This is a genomic window from Micromonospora pisi, from assembly GCF_003633685.1.
Lineage (GTDB): Bacteria > Actinomycetota > Actinomycetes > Mycobacteriales > Micromonosporaceae > Micromonospora_G > Micromonospora_G pisi.
The window spans coordinates 8457634-8475720 of sequence record NZ_RBKT01000001.1 but is presented as its reverse complement, the minus strand read 5'-3'; the positions used below and the strand labels follow the sequence as shown (position 1 = coordinate 8475720).

Genomic DNA, 18087 nt, shown 5'->3' with positions numbered 1-18087 from the left:
GGTCAGCTCTCGGTGGTGGTGGCTGGTAGCGGCAGGGTGATGGGTGTGGCCTCGCCGGCACCGTTCCACAGCCAGGGGATGGTGACGCGGTGACGGCCCGCGGTGGTGATGACTTCGTGGATGACGACGTCGCGGGACTCGCGTTTGATCAGTGGGGCGATCGACGGGGTGGTGGCGAGCACGTCGAAGTTCCAGGTGCGAAGCAGGGCCAGGACCTGACGTAGGTTCTTGTCGTCGAAGGCGGCGTCGATCTCGTCGATGGTCAACAGGCGGGGGCCAACGTAGGTGGCGCCGGAGTACATGGACCAGGCAGCGGCGAGCAGCGGCAGCATGGTGGCCAGGCGTGATTCGCCGGTGGACAGGCTCTTGAGCGGGTTGGAGCGGGCGTTGACGGGTTTGAACTGGTCAGCGCCGAAGCTGCTGTGGGTGACGCTGATGTGCCACTCGTGCCAGGAGCGGTAGTCGAAGGTGTGGGCGACGCGGTCGGTCCAGGTTTCGTCGCCGGCTTCTTCCATCCGGCGGCGCAGGACGTCGTACATCGTCTCGAAGACCTCGTCGGAGGGCGGTGCGGTGAGCAGGTCGACCATCTGGCGGGCGTTGTCATCCTCGCGGACCTTCCAGTCGACCTGCACGCCGACGCGGGCGACGCCGGTTCGCACGTTCTGCAGGGTCGCGCGGATCTGGCGCACCAGCTCTTGGGCGGCTTCGCGTCGTTGCTGGATGTCGCGGCGCAGCTGGATGAACGTCGAGGTTTTCAGGATGCCCTTGATGTCGTGACGTAGGTCGGCTTCCAGGCCCGCGACGGTGGTGCGCAGTGTGGCGGCGGCGTGGCGCAGGTCGTCACCGACGGCGGCGTTGGGGGCGGCGAGGGTGACACGGCGCCAGTCGGTGTTCTCCAGGGTGGTGATGTCGAGTTGCTGGTCGAACGCGGCGAGGGCCTGATTGACGGTACGGGTGGTGTTCTCAAGCTGGCGGAGCATCCGGTCACGGTTGCCGATGAGGGAGTCCAGGCGGGTGCTTCCCTGTCGTTGGGCCAGGATCCGGCGGGCCCAGCTCAGTGCGGCCGTGACGTTGGCGGGGGTGCCGTCGGGTTCGTGTGGGATGTCGTCCGGGACGTCGGCGAAGCCGTAGGTGGCCAGTAGGCCCATGCGGTGGTGGTGGCGGGTCCGGGCTTGTTCGGTCTCGACTCGTTGCGGTGCGAGGTTGGTCAGGGTCAGACGGGCTTCGGCTTCGGCGACCTCGTGCTTGCCGTGCTGTTTGCCGAGTGCCTCGTCCTCGGCCTGCCGGGCGTTGTGTTCGGCATCGAGGGCCTCACGGGTGCGCAGAAGGTAGGTGTATTCGGCGCCGTGCAGGGTCCGGGTCTGCTCGACGCGGGCGTTCAGGCTGGTCGCGCTCTGCTGCAGGTTGCCTGCGTCGGCGACGGCGGCGTGCAGCTTTGCGGCGGTGCGGCCGGCCGTCTTCTTGGTGAGGTGGGCGGTGGTGAGCAGATCGAGGGTGCGTTGTGCGGCGTTGGACCAGGTGCTGATCTGGCGGTCGAAGCCTTCAACCGCTTGCCGGTGCCGGTGCAGGGGTTGGGCACTGGTGGGCAGCATGGTGCTGTCCGGCTGCGTGGCCGCGACGTTGACAGTCTGCTGCGCCTGCACGACGCGGGTACTGGCGTCGCGGTGCAGACCTTCGTGGTCGGTGACGCGGGCTCGGGCGGCGATGGCGGCCTGCTCCGCGGCGTCCTCATCGCGCAGGACTCGTCGCAAGTCGTCCAGGTCGGGGAATGAGTGTTCTTCGTGGGTGCACCGGTCCTCAGCGGCTTGGGCCTGATCACGGTGGTCGACCGCGGTGGCCAGTTCGACACGCATGGCGGTCAGGTGTTCGGCGGCGGCAGTTTCGGCTTCGAGGGATTCTCGCAGGGTGTCACCGGCGGATTCGAGTCGTTGGCCGGCGTCGATCAAGCTCCGGTCGATGGCGGTACGGGTAGCGGCGACAGCGGTCAGCGCACGGGCCAGGACGGCATCGGCCTCGGCGGCGGCTCTGGTGGTGCGCTGCTCGGCGTCGGCGAGCGCGAGGCGTAGCTGGACCAGGTTGTCGCGGGCTCGGGCGATGTCGTCGGTGCCCGGGAAGCTGTCGGCTTCAGCCTGCGCGGCTTGTGCCGCCTCTTGCATCGACTGTAGGTGGCGCTGCGCGCCGGTGAGAATGTCACCTGCAATGGCGAGCTGGTGTTCGAGGTCGGAGACCCGTGTGCGGCGGGCGCGTTCACGGGCGGTGCGACCGATGAATGCGGCGCGGTAGTCGCGCGGAGCGGTCGCGATCATCGGGCCGATGCGCAGACGTCCGGCGAAGGTGTCACTGTCGTGTTCGTCGATGGTGATGCTGCGCAGCAGGCTGGTGATGCGGCGCGGGTCGATGCCGCAGTCCGGTTCCGCGCTCAGTACGTCGGCGAGGCTGCGACCGGGAACGGGGGCGTGTGGGGACAGGATGACGTCGCCGTCGCCGATGAGCCGGCCGTCATGGGTGATCAGCGCGTCGAGCAGGCCGGACACCAGCAGGGCACCTTCCAGCCGGTCGGCGTGGCCGGCGCCTGTCTGGGGTGCGAACGCGACCGCCGCCCAGAACGGGACGCCGGCGTCCGGGTGGCGCACGGCACGCCACGGCGGTGCGGCGGGTACGGGTGATTGCCGGCGGGCGTTGCTGAGCTCAGCCTCGATGTGCTGCACGCTTTGCTGGGCTTGGTCTCGGTCGTGTTCGGCGCCGGCGATGCTGCGTTGCAGCCGCGCGGCGACCGTGGCGTGTGCCTGTTGGACGGCTCTTGCCGGCTGGTGCAGGTCGACGGTGTCCGGGGCGCTGGGCACGTTGATTGCGGCGGGGTCGAGGTGGATCAGCGAGGTCCGCCACGCAGCGACGCGGTGAGCCCAGGTGAGCGCGGCGGCGGTGGCAGCAGTACCTCCGTCGGCAAGTGCTTGTTCGGCATCCGCGGTGATCTGCTGCGCGGCTTCGACCGCGGCTTCGTGAGCTGCCTGGTCCTGCCGGGCGCGTTCGTCGGCAGCCTCGTGATCGATGACGGCTTGCTGCTCGGCGCTGGCAAGGCCGCGTTCGGCCTCGGCCGCCGTTGCGTCCGCCTTTTCGCGTTTGCCGGCCGCTGTGCCCACTGCGGCTTCCGCAGCGGTCACGTTACGGCCGGCGTTATGGACGTCTTGTTCGCGCGCCGCGAGTGCGATTCGATGCCGGGTGCTCGTGCCGGCTCGGTGCAGCCAGCTCACCAGTGCGTCCGGGTCGATCCTTTCGCCGGTGTCGAGCAGATGTGCGGGTATGGCGGGAAGCTCGACACGGTGGCCGTCCCATTGCTGCAATGCGGCGCCAAGCTCAGATTCGGCGGTGCGGCGCAAGGTGACGGCCTGCTCGGCGGTCTGCTCGTACCGGTCGCGGTCGGCTTCGGCAGCGCGTACCTGTGCGGCGGCTCCGCGCTGGCCCTCCTGGGCTATGTCGAGTTCGCGCATGGCAGCGTCGATGCGCTGCAGAACGTCCAGACGTGCCTGTACCCAACTATGGGGCGTGCCGGCCAGCTGGGCGAGGCCCGTCAGCGTCACCGCAGAACCGGGTTCGGTGCTGGTGAGCTGATTACTGCTGTCGGCGATGCGGTCGACGAAGGCTTGCGCGCCGACCTCGGCCGCGGCTGCCAGCAGATGGGACACGAGTTCGCCCAGATGTCGCTGCCCGCTGCTGGCCTGCTCTAACGCTTCCTGGGCTGCAGCGGCGGTGAGCTCGGCATCGTCTGCCAGGTCGTCTTGTCGCTGCCGCGCCGCGTCGTGCAGCTTGCGCAGCTCGGTGAGTCGCTCTTCGAGCTGGGGCAGTTCCGCGCCGGCGTGGTCACGCAGGGCCGCGTCGGTCGCCTGCAGCTTCCCTTTCACTTCGGTGATCGTGGTACGCAGCTCGGCCCGCTGCGCGGCGACGGCCGCCGCGGCCCGTGTCGCCTCGGTCAGCTTGTCCTCGGCGGCGCGCACTTGACGGCCATGATCGTCGAAGAGGGTTTGGGCGTGCGAGAGCTGTGCGGCCTCCACTGCGGTGACCGTGTCTAGGTAGCGGCGGTACTGCTGCTCGGCCTGCTCCAGCTGACGGGTCTCGGACCGGGCCTGCTGCAGCTGACGTTCCAGATCGGCGATGCGTTCCATGGTGTCGGCGATGAACTGCAAGGCCCGCGGATCCAGAGCGGGAAGGGCCTCGGTCAGCACCGTTCGCATCGCGTTCGGAGAGATGGCTTCCGCGGTGCGTACGCTGCGCAGACTGCGAAGGACTCCGAGCAGCGCATCGAACTGCACCGCGTCCAGCGGAGCGAACAACGTGGTGCGTACGGCGTCCCGGTACTGGTCTTCGTCCGCGACGTGCAGATGGGGTTTCGCCTTGCTCGTGAGCCGGTCGTGGGAGGTGAACAGCCGGCCGTCGAGGGCGGACAATTGCGCGGCGAGGTCCTCGACAGCGACCGGTTCGCGGTCGCGTTGCAGGTGCAGGTCGATGCCGACGCGGCCAGGGGTGAGGAAGAACGCTCGTTGCAGGCTGCCGCCCTGCGACCGCAGCCACAGCCCGGTGGTCAGGTAGCGCACGTCAGCCGAGCCGGCCGTATGCAGGCCGTACTCCAGCCACCAAGCTCCGGTGCGGTCCTCGGTGGTGGTGCGGTCGGTGTGCCGGTCGATGAGTGTGCCGGCGGCCTCACCCGAGACCGACAGTGCTTTCTGCGAGGTGTCGGCGTCCAGGAGCATGGTGACCAGCATCGACGCGGTCAGGGATTTACCCGAGCCGTTCGGCCCGGCCAGGGCTAGCCAGCCGTCGGCGAACAGGAACACCTCGTCGGTCCAGGCCCACGAGTTGACCGCACCGGCCCGGGTGGGCTGCCACCTGCCGACCGCCCGTGGGACACCGAGGTCGGCTACGTCCTCGAGCGCCGGCTCCGGCAGGCGTCGGATCTGGTGCGGGATCACGCTCACTGCTGTTACTCCCCCTGGGTGGTGGCCATGCTGAACAGGCTGTCCGGCTCCGGCACCGCCTGTGTCCGGCTGCGTGGCTGCTCCCGGTGACGCACGCGCACGCGCCACAGATGCACCCCGGGCGTGATCTGCCAGCGGTCGCCGTCGCCGGTGGCGTGCAGCAGTCCGGCGGCGACGAGGTCGGCGGCCGCGGCGTGAGCAAGAGCCGCGGTGCGTTCGGCGTAACCGGCAGCCCACCGCGGCGTCTGTGCCCGGATCCGCTCCACCATCGTGGTGATGTCGGCGACGGTCACGAACCGGTCGTGGTACTCCGGCAACATTGCCAGCAGAGCCAGCGCCGCCTGCCGTTCGATACGCCTGCCCTGTGGGAAAGCACCGGTGGTACCGGATGCCGCCGGGTCGGTGATCTCCCACCAGTCGCGTCGTACGGTACTGACCAGGCCCAACGCCGACGCGACATTGAGGGCCCGCTCCCGGCCGGTCAGGGTGGCGAGATAGCCCACGTCGTTCGGATCGTCGCCGGGGTCCGCGGCAGGGTCGTCGGCGACGCGCCTCAGCGCTGTCAACCGGCGGCCCTCCACCCCGGCGCGTCGTTGCGCGGCGGCGCCCGGATCCGCGTCGGGCAGCGACACCGCAGTCAGCGCCTCGACGTGCTGCGCGGGTGGCCGGTCGTTGAGCGCCAGCAGGGTCGGAGACAGGGACGCGAACTTGTTGGCGAGGCTGTCCCGGTCGGCGGTGATGAACACCTCGGCGTCCTCGTCGGTCACCGCCCGTTCCAGGTCGGCGTCGACGGTGATTTCGCCTTCGGCTTGCAGCAGCCGGATGGCGTCGACGATGTTCTCGCGGGCAGTCTGAGCCTCCCGCTTGCTGACACCGTCCGTGGCGACGATCCGGAACGAGGGAAGCCGTCCGGTCGCCGCCTCGGCGGCGCACACCTGAGCGACCGACTGCAACAACTCGCGCAGACTGATGCGCGGGCGGCGCCACAACTGCTCGCAGACCAGGGCTACCAGCACGAGCACGTGGGCGGGTGCGAGGTCGCCGCGGCCGGTCCGGCGCGGCAGATGCGGCCCCCGGTCGGCGGGCACGTCGTCGCGGCGTTTGTGCAGCCGCACCACCCCGGACACCTCGTGGATGTGCAGACTCCAGCCCAGCTCAGCACGGAAGAATTCGGTGAGTTCGCGTCGGCCGCGCAGCACGTGCCGGTAACGCCCCGGATCGTCAGCCGCGGTGATGCGGCAAGTCACCGTCAAATGCCGCGCTGCTTCGCTGAGGTCCGGGTCGAGGGGCCGCTGGGTCATGCCGCCCCCTCAACCCGCGCAGGTACGACACCGGTGTCCGCAGGGCTGACGCTCACCAGCAGGTCGGGTGCCCGCAGCACACCCTCGACGAACCGGACCGCCACGGTCGCGCCGGGGCGGATGTCACGAACGCGCACTACGACGTTGGCGCCCTCGGCTTGGGCCTCGCCGTAGCCGGTGACAGGGTCGGTGGTGTGCAGGGCGACCTCGACGGCGCTCAGGAGGATGGCCAGCGCCGGCGTCTCCAGGCCGGAGAAGTGGGTCATGCGGACCTCGCCTTCGGTGAGCAGCAGCGCTGTGAAACGGCGTCGGGCGGCGGACTCGGCGGCCGCGCGCTGCAGCGCCGCGGTCCGGGCCTCGCCGGCGTCGGGGACTTTGCGGGGCCGGCCACCGGCCGGACCGCTGCGTTCGTGTTCGCGCAGCACCACATCGACTTGGTGGCGGCTAATGCCCGCCTCGGCGGCGGTGGCGAAGGCGACCTCCTCCTCGGCGGTGGCGACCGCAGCGTGGGCCGAGGGCCACCGACCGAACGCTGCCGCGTACACCCGCCGCGCCTGCGCGTCGTCGGGCTGTGCATGCAGGCTGTAGGCCAGTTCCCGGAAGTCGGCGGCCAGGTCGGAGCCCCGGCGCAAGGCCGTGTAGCGGCGGTCGATCGCGACCAGCAGTGTGTGGACCGCTCCTGCGGCGGACGAGATCAGTCTTTGCACTGACCCGTCCCGGCCGAACCACGCCTGCAGGTCCGTCAGGCGGCGCGCTCGCTCGTCGATCCAGTGTTGCTGTTCGCCGGGGTCGATTAGACCGGCATGCATCGCCGCCGCCTCCACCAGAAGCCTCGGCCCCGCGGCGTCGAGTTCGGCGAGGGTCAGCTCCACTCTGCGCAGCGCGCGCTCGGACTCGCGCGGGAACTGGCGCAACGCCTCGACGACCCGGTCGCGGTTCTCACCGAAGATCAGGTCGTCGGTTACATCGGACTGCACCATCTGCGCCAAGGCTGCGTAGAAGTCAGCCGTGACGCGTTGCATCTCCTCCAGACGGGTACGCACGTCGTCGAGATCGGTCGGCAGCAGCCCTGGATCCTGCACCGCGTGTTCGAGCAAGGCGCGCAGCGTACGGTCGACGCCATCCAGTAGACGGGTCGGCAGCTGCAACGCCCGCCGCGAGTCAACGACGGCCGAGCGCACGGCACCGACCACGGCCCGGCCCACCTTGGTCAACGCCCAAGCCTCTTGGCGGCGCATCACCGCGTCCAAGCCCGAATTGAGCGCGGCATAGTCGCGAAAAGGCTCGACCAGATGCGCACTGGTCAGGTAGTCGAGCACATCGCGCAGCTCACGATCGGTAATCGTGTCGAGAAATCCGACTTCGCGCATCTGCGCGTCGATGTCGCCCAGCGCCGACATCGGCGCACGGGTGGCGAGTTCCTCCAAGGAGGCGAGCACCGCTATGTTGCGTTCACGCGCAAGATCATCTGGTTGGCCGAAGCACCGCCACACCATGGGATCGATGTCCTGCCACCACAGTCGCGGTGGGTTCGCCATGGCTCCCCTCTCCATCGGGCGCAACCTACCGCGTCATCATCACAGCACTCCTTGACACTTCCTGACCTCTGCGATCAACAGGTGGCCGCGAATCTAGAACCAGTTGAGCGGAGAGGCGCGCCGGTATGAAGGAGCTTCGCTGCGGCGAAAGCACTGGTGCCCAGTCCAGACGGAATCGGGGAGGCGCGGCCGACCACCGCGCCGAGCCCCTGCGGCAGTTGGCCACTGTCGGCAAGCCGACAGCCCGCCCCTGCACTATCGGGGAACTTGCACCGACGAACGGTGGTCCAAGGTCCCTTGGGTGCCCTTGGTCCCCGTCGGCAGCGTCGCGGTCTGGGCGACGTCGATGGACCAGCCGACGGCCTTCCGTGAGTAGGTGCCCAGAACTACGGCGCAGTAGGCCTTGCCCTCCCGGGTGGGTGTTCGGTTATGTGAGTGACCCACAGACGGTCCGGCTCCAGGTGAAGTCGTTGCTGAACAGCGGGTCGGTGACCTGTTGCCAACCGTGGCCGTCGGGGCGGGGCATCCACCAGACGCCCTCGTAGTGTTGAAGTCGCTGATCTTCGCTCTGACCGGTCGGGCCTTCCCAGCGTCGATCGCGGCGTACATTTCCGGGTTGGCCCGCTACCACGCTTCTGGCCTGGCTGGTCTCGCCGACCGGCCCCAACCAGGTAAACCGACCGTCGTGCCCGGCCCGGTGCGGGCACGGATCCTCGCCCTGACCCGGACGACCCCACCAGAGGTGACCGGCCTGTCGCACTGGTCCAACTGGGAACTGGCCCAGGGCCCCGGCAAAGTCGTGTGGGGTGTCCGGCTTGAAGTGGTTGGTGAAGATGCGCACTGCATGTGGGTAGCGGGGTGGGCATCGCTATTCGAGGCTGGCAAGCTCGTCCGGGGACAGGCGAAGTGCCCCGGCGGCCAGGTTCTCGACCAGGTGATCCGGGTTGCCCGTACCCGGGATGGCCAACACGTGCGGCCCGCGACTCAGCGTCCAGGCGATCCGGACCTGCGCGGGCGAGACGCCGTGTGCACGTGCGATTGCGAGGACCGCGTCGTTTTGGGCGACACCGCCGGCCTCACGTTCGTCACCTACGATCGCGAAGAATGGTACGAACGCGATGCCCTGCTCGCCGCACGTGCGGAGGGTTTGGTCGCTGGTGCGGTTGTCGATGCCGTACGCGTTTTGCACGCACACGACGGGGGCGATCGCCTGGGCCTGTGCGAGATGGTGCGGGCGGACATTGGAGATGCCCAGATGCCGGACCAGGCCGGCGTCGCGCAGTTCGGCAAGCGCACCGAAGTGCTCGGCGATCGAGTCGAGGCCGTGTTGGCGCAGGTTCACCACGTCCAGGTGGTCGCGGCCGAGCTGGCGCAGGTTCTCCTCGACCTGCCCACGTAGTTGATCCGGCCGGGCCAGTGGCAGCCACTCGCCGGACGGATCCCGGCCGGGGCCAACCTTCGTGGTGATGACCAAATCGTCGGGGTACGGCGCCAGCGCCCGGTTGATCAGCTCGTTGGCCGAGCGCAGCGGGGAGAAGTAGAACGCTGCGGTGTCGATGTGGTTCACGCCCAGCTCGACCGCACGGCGCAGCACGCCGATGACCCGGTCGCGGTTGCTTGGCGTGCCGAGGTCGAAGGCGGCGCTGCCCGTCAGTCGCATCGCGCCGAATCCGATCCGGTTGACGGTCAGGTCGCCGAGCGTCCACGTACCCGCCGAAGCGGCAGTGATCTTGTGAGTAGGCATCGGACGACCATAGCCATGGCCGCTGACCTGCGCAGTCGGTCGCGTGCCCGATAGCGCCACGCCAAGATCGCTGTTACGTTACTTATGGTCAGGGAGCGCTGCGACCTCTATCTCGGTGACCAGTTGAGCGTGTGTTGGCCCAGTGCTTGCGTGTCCCAGGTCGCAAGGCGCCGAGGCATGGCAGGTCAGCGGCGCGGCTGTCGTCGAGAATGCGTACTCGTTGTCGCAGGTCGATGGTCAGGGAATACACGCCCGTGCCAGCTGCACGCCCGGTGCCCCGGCAAAGTCCTCAGGTGATGCCGAGTAGGGCCAGTGGTCGGTTGCTGTCGCGGGCGTGGTGGCGGGTGGCGGCGGCGATGTTGGTGACGCCAGTCAGTCGGAGGGCGCTGATGGCGGCGTTGCGCAGGGTTGCCATGACCTGGGGCCGTTGCCGGTGCGGATCTGGGAGCGGTCTTCGTCGTAGGTGACGTCGCGGATCCAGTGCACCTTGTTTTCGATCGACCAGTGGCCGCGGATCCAGGCGGCCAGTTGCGCAGGCCGAGCTTGGTGCGCGAGCAGGTCGGTGATCGCGTAGACGGTCTCTGTGGTGAAGCGTTTCGGCTGGTCGAGTCGGCGTCTGTCGCGTCGGATCTGCAAGGCTTGGGCGGCGTTCGGGAAGCCGATCCCGGTCGAGACGGACACGATCTTCAGGGTACGGATCTCCCGGCGGCCGTGGCCGCGGTCGGTGTCACGGTCAGCGTCCGCAATGGCCCGCCAGGGCAGAGCGGCCAACTGGGCGTGCAGGCTGGGCCATCGCGCAGGTACCGACGGGATGCCAGTACCCACCGGGCATCTCGGCAATCGCCTCAGGTCGCGCCCAGGCCGAACGCACCCGCACCGAAGCCGACCTACACGCACAACACCCAGACGAATGAGCCGCACAGAGATCACGTCCCTCGTGCAGGCACTCGGCGACATCGTCACCGTGCTTCGCGACGCCGACCCCGCCGACAAGGCCGAGGTCTACCGACAACTCGTACTCCGACTGACCTACCACCCGGAAACACAAACGGTGCGCACCGAGATTGATCTCAATGCGCACCGTGGGGTATTGGTACGTGTCCGAGGTGGACCAGAGCCGGCTGGCCGCGCGCCCTACCGCTGACCGGACGGCGGTCTGTGGGTCGCGGCGCCGAGGAGGGAACGTACTGCGGCTTTGTCGACGACGAAGCAGACCTTGCCGGCGTGGTCGCCGTAGAAGTATGCGAGAGCAAGGACGCAGCCGGCCACGATCACCGCACCGAGGGCGCACAGGAGCAGTCCCTGGGTGGCGAAGAGCACCGACCACGCCAACTGGTACGCGACGAAGAACGCTTCGGTCAGCACGTACGGCCAGTGGACCCGGACGTTGTAACGCCTCCCGGCGGCCCGTGCCTCCGGCGCGACCGCTGACCCGGCGGAGCCGCCCGCCCCGGACGGCGCGGTGATCGTGGCGGTCTTCGGAGTGCGTTCGAACTCGCTGTGCAGGGGACCGAACAGTCCCTCGCAGAAGGCGCTGAACTGGTGCGGAAGCATGCCCGTGTTGATCACGAGGTACGGCACAACGCGCCCGACCCGTCGGAGAAAGGTCGTCAGTGTGGGCCGTTCGGGATGAACGTGCCTGGTCTCAAGGGAGGCGATGGTCGTGGCCGCGATGGTCCACAGCGCGCAGGGCAGCATGTACAGACCGAGTCCGGCCGCGGCGCCGAACGCACCGAACCAGAGGCCGTTGACGATCAGGAAGGGCAGCAAGCTGATCCAGATCGCCCACGCGGGCCACTGCCACGAGATGCTCATGTGGTAGAGGAGATGGATCCGTCGGGGCCATGTGCACTCGAATCGGAACGCCAGTGTCGCCAGGTGCAGCCGCTGCAGTTGCACCCACCCCTGTGTCCAACGCCTCTGCTGGGCCTTGTACGCCGTGTAGGTCGCCGGCAGCTCCGCCGGTACCACAACGTCCTTGACGAACGCGGTGCGATAGTTGGCGAAGAGATGGCGAAAGCTCAGCTCACAGTCCTCTACGAGGCTCGCCGCCCGCCATCCACCGGCCGCCTCGATGGCCGAGGCCCGCCAGACGCCGGCGGTGCCGGTGAAGTTCACGAACCGCCACATCGCCGACCGCCACGACATCTGCAACGTGTGATGGTCGTCGACCCAGAGCGACTGTGCACGGGTCAGCGCGGACTCGTCATGGTTCAGATGTCCCCACTGCGCCTGCACGAGCGCGAGACCGTCGTCCGGCGTGCCGTCGGGTAGGTAGAAGTGCGGGATCACGCGCAGCAGGTAGTCGCGGGATGGAATGAAATCGGCGTCGAAGATCACGAGGAACTCCGCGTCCGTACGCCGCCGGCCCGCCTCCAGAGCACCGGCCTTGTAGCCCTGGCGATCGACCCGGTGTAGCACGTAGCAGTCGACGCCGGTGGCCGCCCGGAGGTCCGCACAGGTCCTCTCGACCAAGGCCCGGGTGTCCTCGTCGGTGGAGTCGTCGAGTATCTGCACGGTGAGGCGGCCCGCCGGCCACATCAGGGCGCAGGCGGCTTCGATCGCCCGCCGTGCCACGGCGTGCTCGTTGAACATCGGCAGTTGTACGCACACCGTCGGGAGCAGCGATGGCAGCCGGCCGGGCATCGTTGGTACACGCCCCCGCCAGAAGTAGCCGAAGCGCTCGATCAGCCCGCCGACCAGAAAGATCAGGATCACGAGCATCGGTAGGTGCAGCACGGTGGTGAGCGTCCACCAGCCCGCACTGCCCACCTTGATCCGATCGGTGTCGGGCGTGGCGGAATGGAGCAGGAGACCCACGGCCGCCACCAGGACGACGAGCCCCGGCATCCACCAACGGAACCCCGGCAACCGGAGCGACTCCCCCTGCCGTCGCGGCACGGTCGCGGCCGGTGAGGGGCGGGGCGCCACCGCCTGCCGCTGCGGACGATGCCTCGGCATGGCAACGTCGACTGGTCGGATGTCCGTAGGCCCGGAATCGGCCATGCCCACAGGTTCGTTACGACGAGCAGGGGCGTGAGCGGTTTCCATAATTTTCCCGTCCACGTGTCGGTGGCTTCGGACACTCCCGACAATGCCGATCACGTGTGAGCCCGCCATGAGGCCGGCCTGAGAAACGATTCATGTGGACCGGGACCGCAGGGCACCCGCCGCTACGCCGGGGGCGGCCAGACCTTGGAACCGTCGGGAACGCTTGCCGAGAACAATCCGATTCCCTGGGAGGGCCGCCGACGCTAGGGTCGGGCACGGCAGGTGACCCCACAAGGAGCTGAGACATGGTCGGTCGTTCGAGCGCGCGTTGACGTCTTGGCCGTGATCGGCCTGTCATCGCGTGCTGCCCCTGAATAGTGCGGCACAGCGAGCCTTCCCACCCGCACCGTCAGTGCGTTCGTCGTACGACGGCAGGTGAACCTCGTCCGCGGCCATCCAAGGGGTCTCTGTGCTGTCCGGTTCCTCCGCCTTCTCCGATTCCGCTCGATCCGTCGCACCGAGCCTGTGGCGCAACTCCGACTTCCGCAGCCTGTGGGCAGGCCAGACAGCCTCGCAGTTGGGCGAACAAGCGAGCCTGGTGGTCCTCCCGCTGATCGCCGTCCTGACACTGAACGTCGACGCGGGCCAACTGGGCGTCCTACGCGCCGTGGAGCAGGCACCGCAACTGCTGCTCACGCTGTTCGTCGGGGTGTGGGTGGACAAGTGGCAGACCCCTACCGTCATGGTGCTGTCGGACCTCGGCCGCGCCCTGGCACTGAGCGCAGTCGCCGTGGTCGCCGTCACCAGCGCTCTCGGCCTGCCGGTGCTGCTGGCCTCCGCCTTCGCTGTCGGGGTTCTGTCGGTGTTCTTCAACGTGGCCTACCAAGCCTCTCTGGTGCGCCTGGTGAAGCGCGATCAGCTGCTGCAGGGCAACAGCGCGATCGAAGCGAGCCGGTCCGCGGCCCAGATGGGCGGTCCCGCCCTCGGAGGGGCGATGACGTCGTTGCTGTCGGCGCCGTTCGCCGCCGCGTCCAGCGCCCTGTTCTTCGGGGCATCGTTCCTGGCCATCGCCCATGTCCGCGATCACGAATCGGTCCCGCAGCACCCGGGCGGCCCTCGGCGGATGTGGCGACAGATCCTCGAGGGCCTCCGTTTTGTCGCCGGCAACGGTTTGCTCCGCACCGTGTGCCTCGCCTCGGCGGCGTTCCAGTTGTCCTTCGCTGCCCTGATGACCGCGTACCTGCTCTTTCTTCCACGGGAACTGCACCTGTCCGGCACCGTCATCGGACTGGCGCTCGCCGCGACGGGGCCGGGCGCGCTCGTGGGCGCGCTGCTCGCCGCGCGGCTGCCGAGCCGCCTGGGCTACGGTCCGGTGCTCGTCGTGGCAGCGGTGATCGGCAACGGAGTGATGCTCTGCCTGTCCGCGTTGCGTGGCAGCTCATGGACCGCCATCTGCGCACTCATCGCGATCAACCTGACGGCCGGCGCCTCCGGCCAACTGATCAACGTCACCATCATGGCCGTCCGGCAGGCCGTCACTCCCGACTTCATGCAAGGCCGCGTCGCCGCGACAATCACCTTCGCGGGCATGGGCATGAGTCCACTAGGCGCACTGCTCGGCGGTCTCCTCGCCGATCGTTGGGGGCTACGCACCGCTCTGCTCATCGCCGCCGCCGGCATGATGCTGTCCCCGGTGTTCATGGTCATGTCTCCGCTCGGTCGGCTGGGACGGACCCTTCCAACACCAGATTCGACTCATGATCAGGCGCATTGACACGAAAGATGCGCCAGAAGCCGCGTCGCTCAACCGCGCCAGATCGTCCAGCACCGCCTGGAGCGCACGTCGCACGTTCTGGTCGCCTACCCGGTACGCCACCGCTCCATTGGGCTCGTAGTGGGTGCTTCGGACTCTGGTGCGGCGGGCGGGTCCACCGGTGGCCCGGTCGATGTGCGACAGGCGGTTGACCCGGCACCGGTAGCGTGGAACACGAAGCCTCCTGCTGCCGGAGCGGTTCCCGGACAGCTCCACTCCGCAACCGGAGGCCTTCACCCGCCTACGACATCAGATCGTGTCGCACACAATCCCGACCAACGTGCCGGGCAGTACACCTGGTCCGGTCACGCGGCTGACGAGCCGGTGCGCGTCAATCGTTGTAGCCTGCCCAGCCTGGCCAGTACTTACGCAGGACGGGATCGGCGTCCGTCAAGCGCGGCCAGAACTGAAGGCGGTAGTAGTCGTCACCGTCCGCGCCAGCGTCGCCCCTCTCCAGATAGCCGGCACCGGAAACACGCGCCCGGTAGCTGCCTGCGGGAATCTCGACCGGAATCTCCTCGGCGAAGCCGGACGCACAGAACACCAGCCGTCCGTCCGGGACGTCCAAGTCGATGTCGACCTCGTGCGACCACCTCTCGGTGTCGGCGGTCGGCTCGGCGGCCCAGACCTGCACGCACATAGGCGTACGCGCGTTCCGCGTGCCTGGCGTCACCAGGACGACCAGGCCTCCCCCTGTGCCCACAAACCGCTCGTTGTCGGTCGCGTCGTCGAACGCGTCCTCATAGAGGTCGTCGTTCTCCTGGTCGAGCGCGGCCTCGGAGTAGATGTATATCTGGCCGTGGTCGGCCACGACGTGTAGGTCGAGGGCGAACACAGGCAGGTCTGGGGCGGTCACGGCGGGAAGCCTACCGAGTCCGCCGCCGACCCCGACGAACCGGTTGAGCCCCTGTGAGCCGACCGCGAATGCGGACGACATCCTAACAACCCCGCGCCCCTTCAAGAGCTGCTGGTCCACGCGATCCGGCAAGCTCATCCGCTCAACGCGCTAACAGCCGCGAGGCGCTCGTCGCCCGACATGACGCCAGCGTCCGGACGGCGCCCATGCGACTCTCTCGGCTGGTGCCAGCCGCCCGCTTACGAACCCGAACCCGGTGCCGCGGTTCGGGCCGGGCGAATCGTGCTCCGATGGCTCCATCAGCACGTCGACCGCCCCACCCAACCGGCTGTCTACCCTGTAGGCGGCAGTGACCGCCGGCTGAGCAGCGCCTCAGGTTCTCTCAGCGCTGTCAAAGGTGGGGCCGGGAGACTGCGGCCATGGTGATGCTGTCATGAACGCCGATGTCCTGGGTCGGCCCGCAGGTGTCGCCGGCGGACCGGCGAGCAGGTTCGGGCTCTTCGCAGTGGCGTGGCAGGCCGCTTACGCGCTGGTCCACCTGCAATGGGCCATCGGCGGTGCGCCGCGTTTCCTGATGGGCAGAGAATCCTACTTCCCCGGCGGATGGGTTCCCGTGGTCATTGCCGCGGTCGCCTTGCTCGGCTGCGCGGCCGTCGTACCGGGCGCCCGTCGAGGACTGAGCGACACCCGCCACTACGTGCTCGCCGGTCTCAACGCCGCTGCGGGCGTCGCCCTGTGCGTGTACTCGTTCCTCTTTCCGGTCATCATCGTGTCACTTCTGTTCGAGGGCGGTGGCACCGACAAGGTGGTCAGCCTGCTGGCCACCGGTAGCGGCGCCACTGGTGGCGTCTTCTGCCTGGTCATTGCCGCGCGCGAGCGACGCCTGGCCGCGCATCCGTGCGAGTCCTGTGGGCGGGTCCACGGCAGGTCGCCGGAGCGTCGGGAGGAGAAATCTCCCGGCTGGGCCTATGCTGGCGCCTACCTCGCCATCGGTGGGTTCCTGGCGCGGATGAGCGTGTGGTTGGACGACACGGTCGCGGGCCGGTGGCCGTCGGCGGCGAGCAAAGCGAACGAATTCTCCTGGACCGCGATGGTGGTCTTCCTCGCGTTGATGAGCCTGGCCGGCACGATGCTGCCGCTGGCTCTGGTGCACCGCTGGGGCCGGCTCTGGCCGGCGTGGCTGGGCCCGCTGCGCGGGCGGGCGGTGCCCCGGTGGCCGGTACTCGGCGTCGGGCTGTTCATCGGAGCGAGCCTGACCGCGTACTTCGGCATCGCCGGTATGACCGCCTGGATTCGCGGTGACTTCGGTGGTCCGTTGCTGCCGTTGCTGCTTGAGATGTTGGGATACACATTCTGGGGCATCGGACTGCTGGTGGCTTCCGCGTCGTATTACACGCTGACCAGGGCCCCGTGTTCGCGGGCGCCGTCAGCTGAGAGTCTGGCCGGAACGGTTGAGCTCAAAGGGGAGGGCCGATGACGCAGCACGCTGTCCGGGCGGCGCGAATGTTCGACGGCGAGCGGCTCGTGGACGGCGGGGTGCTGGTCCTGCTGGACGACGGGCACATCGCCGAGGTGCACCGGGGTTGGGCCGAGGCGCCGGAGGGGTGGCCGGTACGCGAGGAGCCGGACGGCACCGTGCTGCCCGGCCTGGTCGACGCGCACGTGCACCTGTGCGCCGATGCCCGGCTCGACGCGCTCGGCCGGCTCGCCGAACGTCCCGAGACGGACCTCGACGCGGTCATCGAGGCGTCGCTGCGCGCGCACCTGGCGGCCGGCGTCACGACCGTACGGGACCTGGGCGACCGGCGCGACGCCGTGCTCCGGTGGCGGGACCGGGAGGTGCGCGAAGGCCTGCCAACGGTGGTGGGGTCGGGCGCGCCGGTCACCAGCGTCGGTGGGCACTGCTGGTCGATGGGGGGCGAGGCGAGCGGCGTCGACGGGATCCGCGAGGCCGTACGGCTGCGGGCGGCGGCCGGCGCCGACCTGGTGAAGGTCATGGCCAGCGGCGGGGTGTTCACCCCCGGCACCGACACCACCCGGCCGCAGTTCACCGACCAGGAGCTGACCGCGGCGGTGACCCGGGCGCACGAGCTGGGCCTGCCGGTGACCGCGCACGCGCACGCGCTCAGCGCGGTCGAGCAGGCGCTGCGCGCCGGTGTCGACGGCATCGAGCACTGCACGTGCGTGACCACGACCGGCGCCCACGTCCCCGACGAGATCGCGGACCGCCTGGCCGCGTCCGGCGTGGCGGTCTGTGTCACGCTCGGCACCGACCCGGCCGTGGTCACGCCGCCGGAGGTGGTGGCGATGGCGGCGCGGGCCGGGCTGAGCGAGGCCGCGCTGCACGACGGCGCCGCCACCCTGCACCGGGCCGGGGTCCGCCTGCTGGCCGGGTCGGACGCGGGTCTCGGCCCGGCGAAGCCACACGGGATCCTGCCAGAGACGCTCGTCGAGTACGTCGCGTGCGGCATACCCGCCACCGCCGCCCTCGCCGCAGCCACCTCGGTCGGCGCCGAGGTCTGTGGCCTGGGAGGGCGCAAGGGCCGCGTCCGTGCCGGATTCGACGCCGACCTGCTGGTCGTGGACGGCGACCCGACGAGCGACATCACGGTACTGCGCCGCCCGCTCGCCGTGTACCGTGCCGGCGACCCGGTGAGCAGATGATCGATTCCATGGGGTCGATGATCGATGGTTGATGGTCTGAGCTACCACTCACCGCCCCGTGCAGCGTGCCAGTGCGGGTCCCCCCGCCCTGGCACCTGTACCAGCTCACGCTGCAGACGGCGGCTGGCGTGGCCTCCGCCGGGCCACACCGCGCCACCCGCTGGGACTTCGCCCACCAAGCCAACAAGCGGGATGCTGGTCGAGGCTGAG

At 69.1% G+C, this 18087-nt stretch carries 11 protein-coding genes and 1 pseudogene; 5 read left to right on the top strand and 7 right to left on the bottom strand.

Translation table 11 applies throughout. The features are described from left to right. Nucleotides 1-2 precede the first annotated feature (2 nt). From BDK92_RS40945 to BDK92_RS36925, 3 genes are read right to left on the bottom strand one after another with little or no spacing between them, the layout of a single operon-like run. On the bottom strand, nucleotides 3-4970 hold the full coding sequence (locus BDK92_RS40945) for an SbcC/MukB-like Walker B domain-containing protein (RefSeq protein ID WP_121160994.1): 4968 nt from the start codon (nucleotides 4968-4970) through the stop codon (nucleotides 3-5). A gap of 5 nt (nucleotides 4971-4975) precedes the next feature. Further along, nucleotides 4976-6271 carry a DUF2398 family protein gene (locus BDK92_RS36930; protein WP_121160992.1) on the bottom strand — a complete coding sequence of 432 codons (1296 nt, stop codon included), beginning with the start codon at nucleotides 6269-6271 and terminating at the stop codon, nucleotides 4976-4978. After that, the gene (locus BDK92_RS36925) at nucleotides 6268-7809 is read right to left on the bottom strand and encodes a DUF2397 family protein (protein ID WP_121160990.1); all 1542 of its coding nucleotides are present in this window, start codon (nucleotides 7807-7809) and stop codon (nucleotides 6268-6270) included. Before BDK92_RS36925 ends, BDK92_RS36930 begins: the two co-directional genes overlap by 4 nt. Nucleotides 7810-8314: 505 nt before the next feature. Between BDK92_RS36925 and BDK92_RS40670 the strand changes: the two are divergent. Next, nucleotides 8315-8581, top strand: a pseudogene (locus tag BDK92_RS40670) (helix-turn-helix domain-containing protein); the annotation flags it as partial. 96 nt (nucleotides 8582-8677) lie between these two features. Here BDK92_RS40670 and BDK92_RS36915 read toward each other — a convergent pair. Together BDK92_RS36915 and BDK92_RS40665 are read right to left on the bottom strand one after the other, a co-directional pair. Continuing rightward, entirely contained in the window at nucleotides 8678-9553 is an 876-nt protein-coding gene (locus BDK92_RS36915; RefSeq protein WP_121160988.1) for an oxidoreductase, read from the bottom strand. Between the two features lie 372 nt (nucleotides 9554-9925). Beyond that, a complete protein-coding gene (locus BDK92_RS40665) occupies nucleotides 9926-10234 on the bottom strand; it encodes a transposase (RefSeq protein WP_246017436.1) in 309 nt (102 codons plus the stop codon). Nucleotides 10235-10463: 229 nt separating this feature from the next. Here BDK92_RS40665 and BDK92_RS36905 point away from each other — a divergent pair, with 229 nt between their 5' ends. After that, a complete protein-coding gene (locus tag BDK92_RS36905) occupies nucleotides 10464-10697 on the top strand; it encodes a hypothetical protein (protein WP_121160986.1) in 234 nt (77 codons plus the stop codon). On the opposite strand, the gene BDK92_RS36900 is transcribed toward BDK92_RS36905, so the two are convergent. Continuing rightward, a complete protein-coding gene (locus BDK92_RS36900; RefSeq protein ID WP_147457269.1) occupies nucleotides 10688-12514 on the bottom strand; it encodes a glycosyltransferase family 2 protein in 1827 nt (608 codons plus the stop codon). The genes BDK92_RS36905 and BDK92_RS36900 overlap by 10 nt on opposite strands. A gap of 499 nt (nucleotides 12515-13013) precedes the next feature. Between BDK92_RS36900 and BDK92_RS36895 the strand changes: the two genes are divergently transcribed. Further along, nucleotides 13014-14318, top strand: a complete 1305-nt coding sequence (locus BDK92_RS36895; protein ID WP_121160982.1) for an MFS transporter — start codon at nucleotides 13014-13016, stop codon at nucleotides 14316-14318. Between the two features lie 370 nt (nucleotides 14319-14688). Here BDK92_RS36895 and BDK92_RS36890 read toward each other — a convergent pair whose 3' ends face one another. Beyond that, nucleotides 14689-15333: a hypothetical protein gene (locus tag BDK92_RS36890; protein WP_147457268.1), complete on the bottom strand. Its 645-nt coding sequence runs from the start codon at nucleotides 15331-15333 to the stop codon at nucleotides 14689-14691. Nucleotides 15334-15718: 385 nt separating this feature from the next. Between BDK92_RS36890 and BDK92_RS36885 the strand changes: the two genes are divergently transcribed. Together BDK92_RS36885 and BDK92_RS36880 are read left to right on the top strand one after the other, a co-directional pair. Then, a complete protein-coding gene (locus BDK92_RS36885; protein WP_211349505.1) occupies nucleotides 15719-16690 on the top strand; it encodes a hypothetical protein in 972 nt (323 codons plus the stop codon). Beyond that, the gene (locus BDK92_RS36880) at nucleotides 16687-17877 is read left to right on the top strand and encodes an amidohydrolase family protein (RefSeq protein WP_121160976.1); all 1191 of its coding nucleotides are present in this window, start codon (nucleotides 16687-16689) and stop codon (nucleotides 17875-17877) included. The genes BDK92_RS36885 and BDK92_RS36880 overlap by 4 nt, the downstream gene beginning before the upstream one ends. The last annotated feature ends 210 nt before the right edge of the window (nucleotides 17878-18087 follow it).

Bases quoted from the DNA above. Each gene is read 5' to 3' on its own strand.
- BDK92_RS36915 (WP_121160988.1), bottom strand. From the start codon at position 9,553: ATGCCTACTCACAAGATCACTGCCGCTTCGGCGGGTACGTGGACGCTC.
- BDK92_RS36925 (WP_121160990.1), bottom strand. From the start codon at position 7,809: ATGGCGAACCCACCGCGACTGTGGTGGCAGGACATCGATCCCATGGTG.
- BDK92_RS36880 (WP_121160976.1), top strand. From the start codon at position 16,687: ATGACGCAGCACGCTGTCCGGGCGGCGCGAATGTTCGACGGCGAGCGG.
- BDK92_RS36900 (WP_147457269.1), bottom strand. From the start codon at position 12,514: ATGCCGAGGCATCGTCCGCAGCGGCAGGCGGTGGCGCCCCGCCCCTCA.
- BDK92_RS36930 (WP_121160992.1), bottom strand. From the start codon at position 6,271: ATGACCCAGCGGCCCCTCGACCCGGACCTCAGCGAAGCAGCGCGGCAT.
- BDK92_RS36905 (WP_121160986.1), top strand. From the start codon at position 10,464: ATGAGCCGCACAGAGATCACGTCCCTCGTGCAGGCACTCGGCGACATC.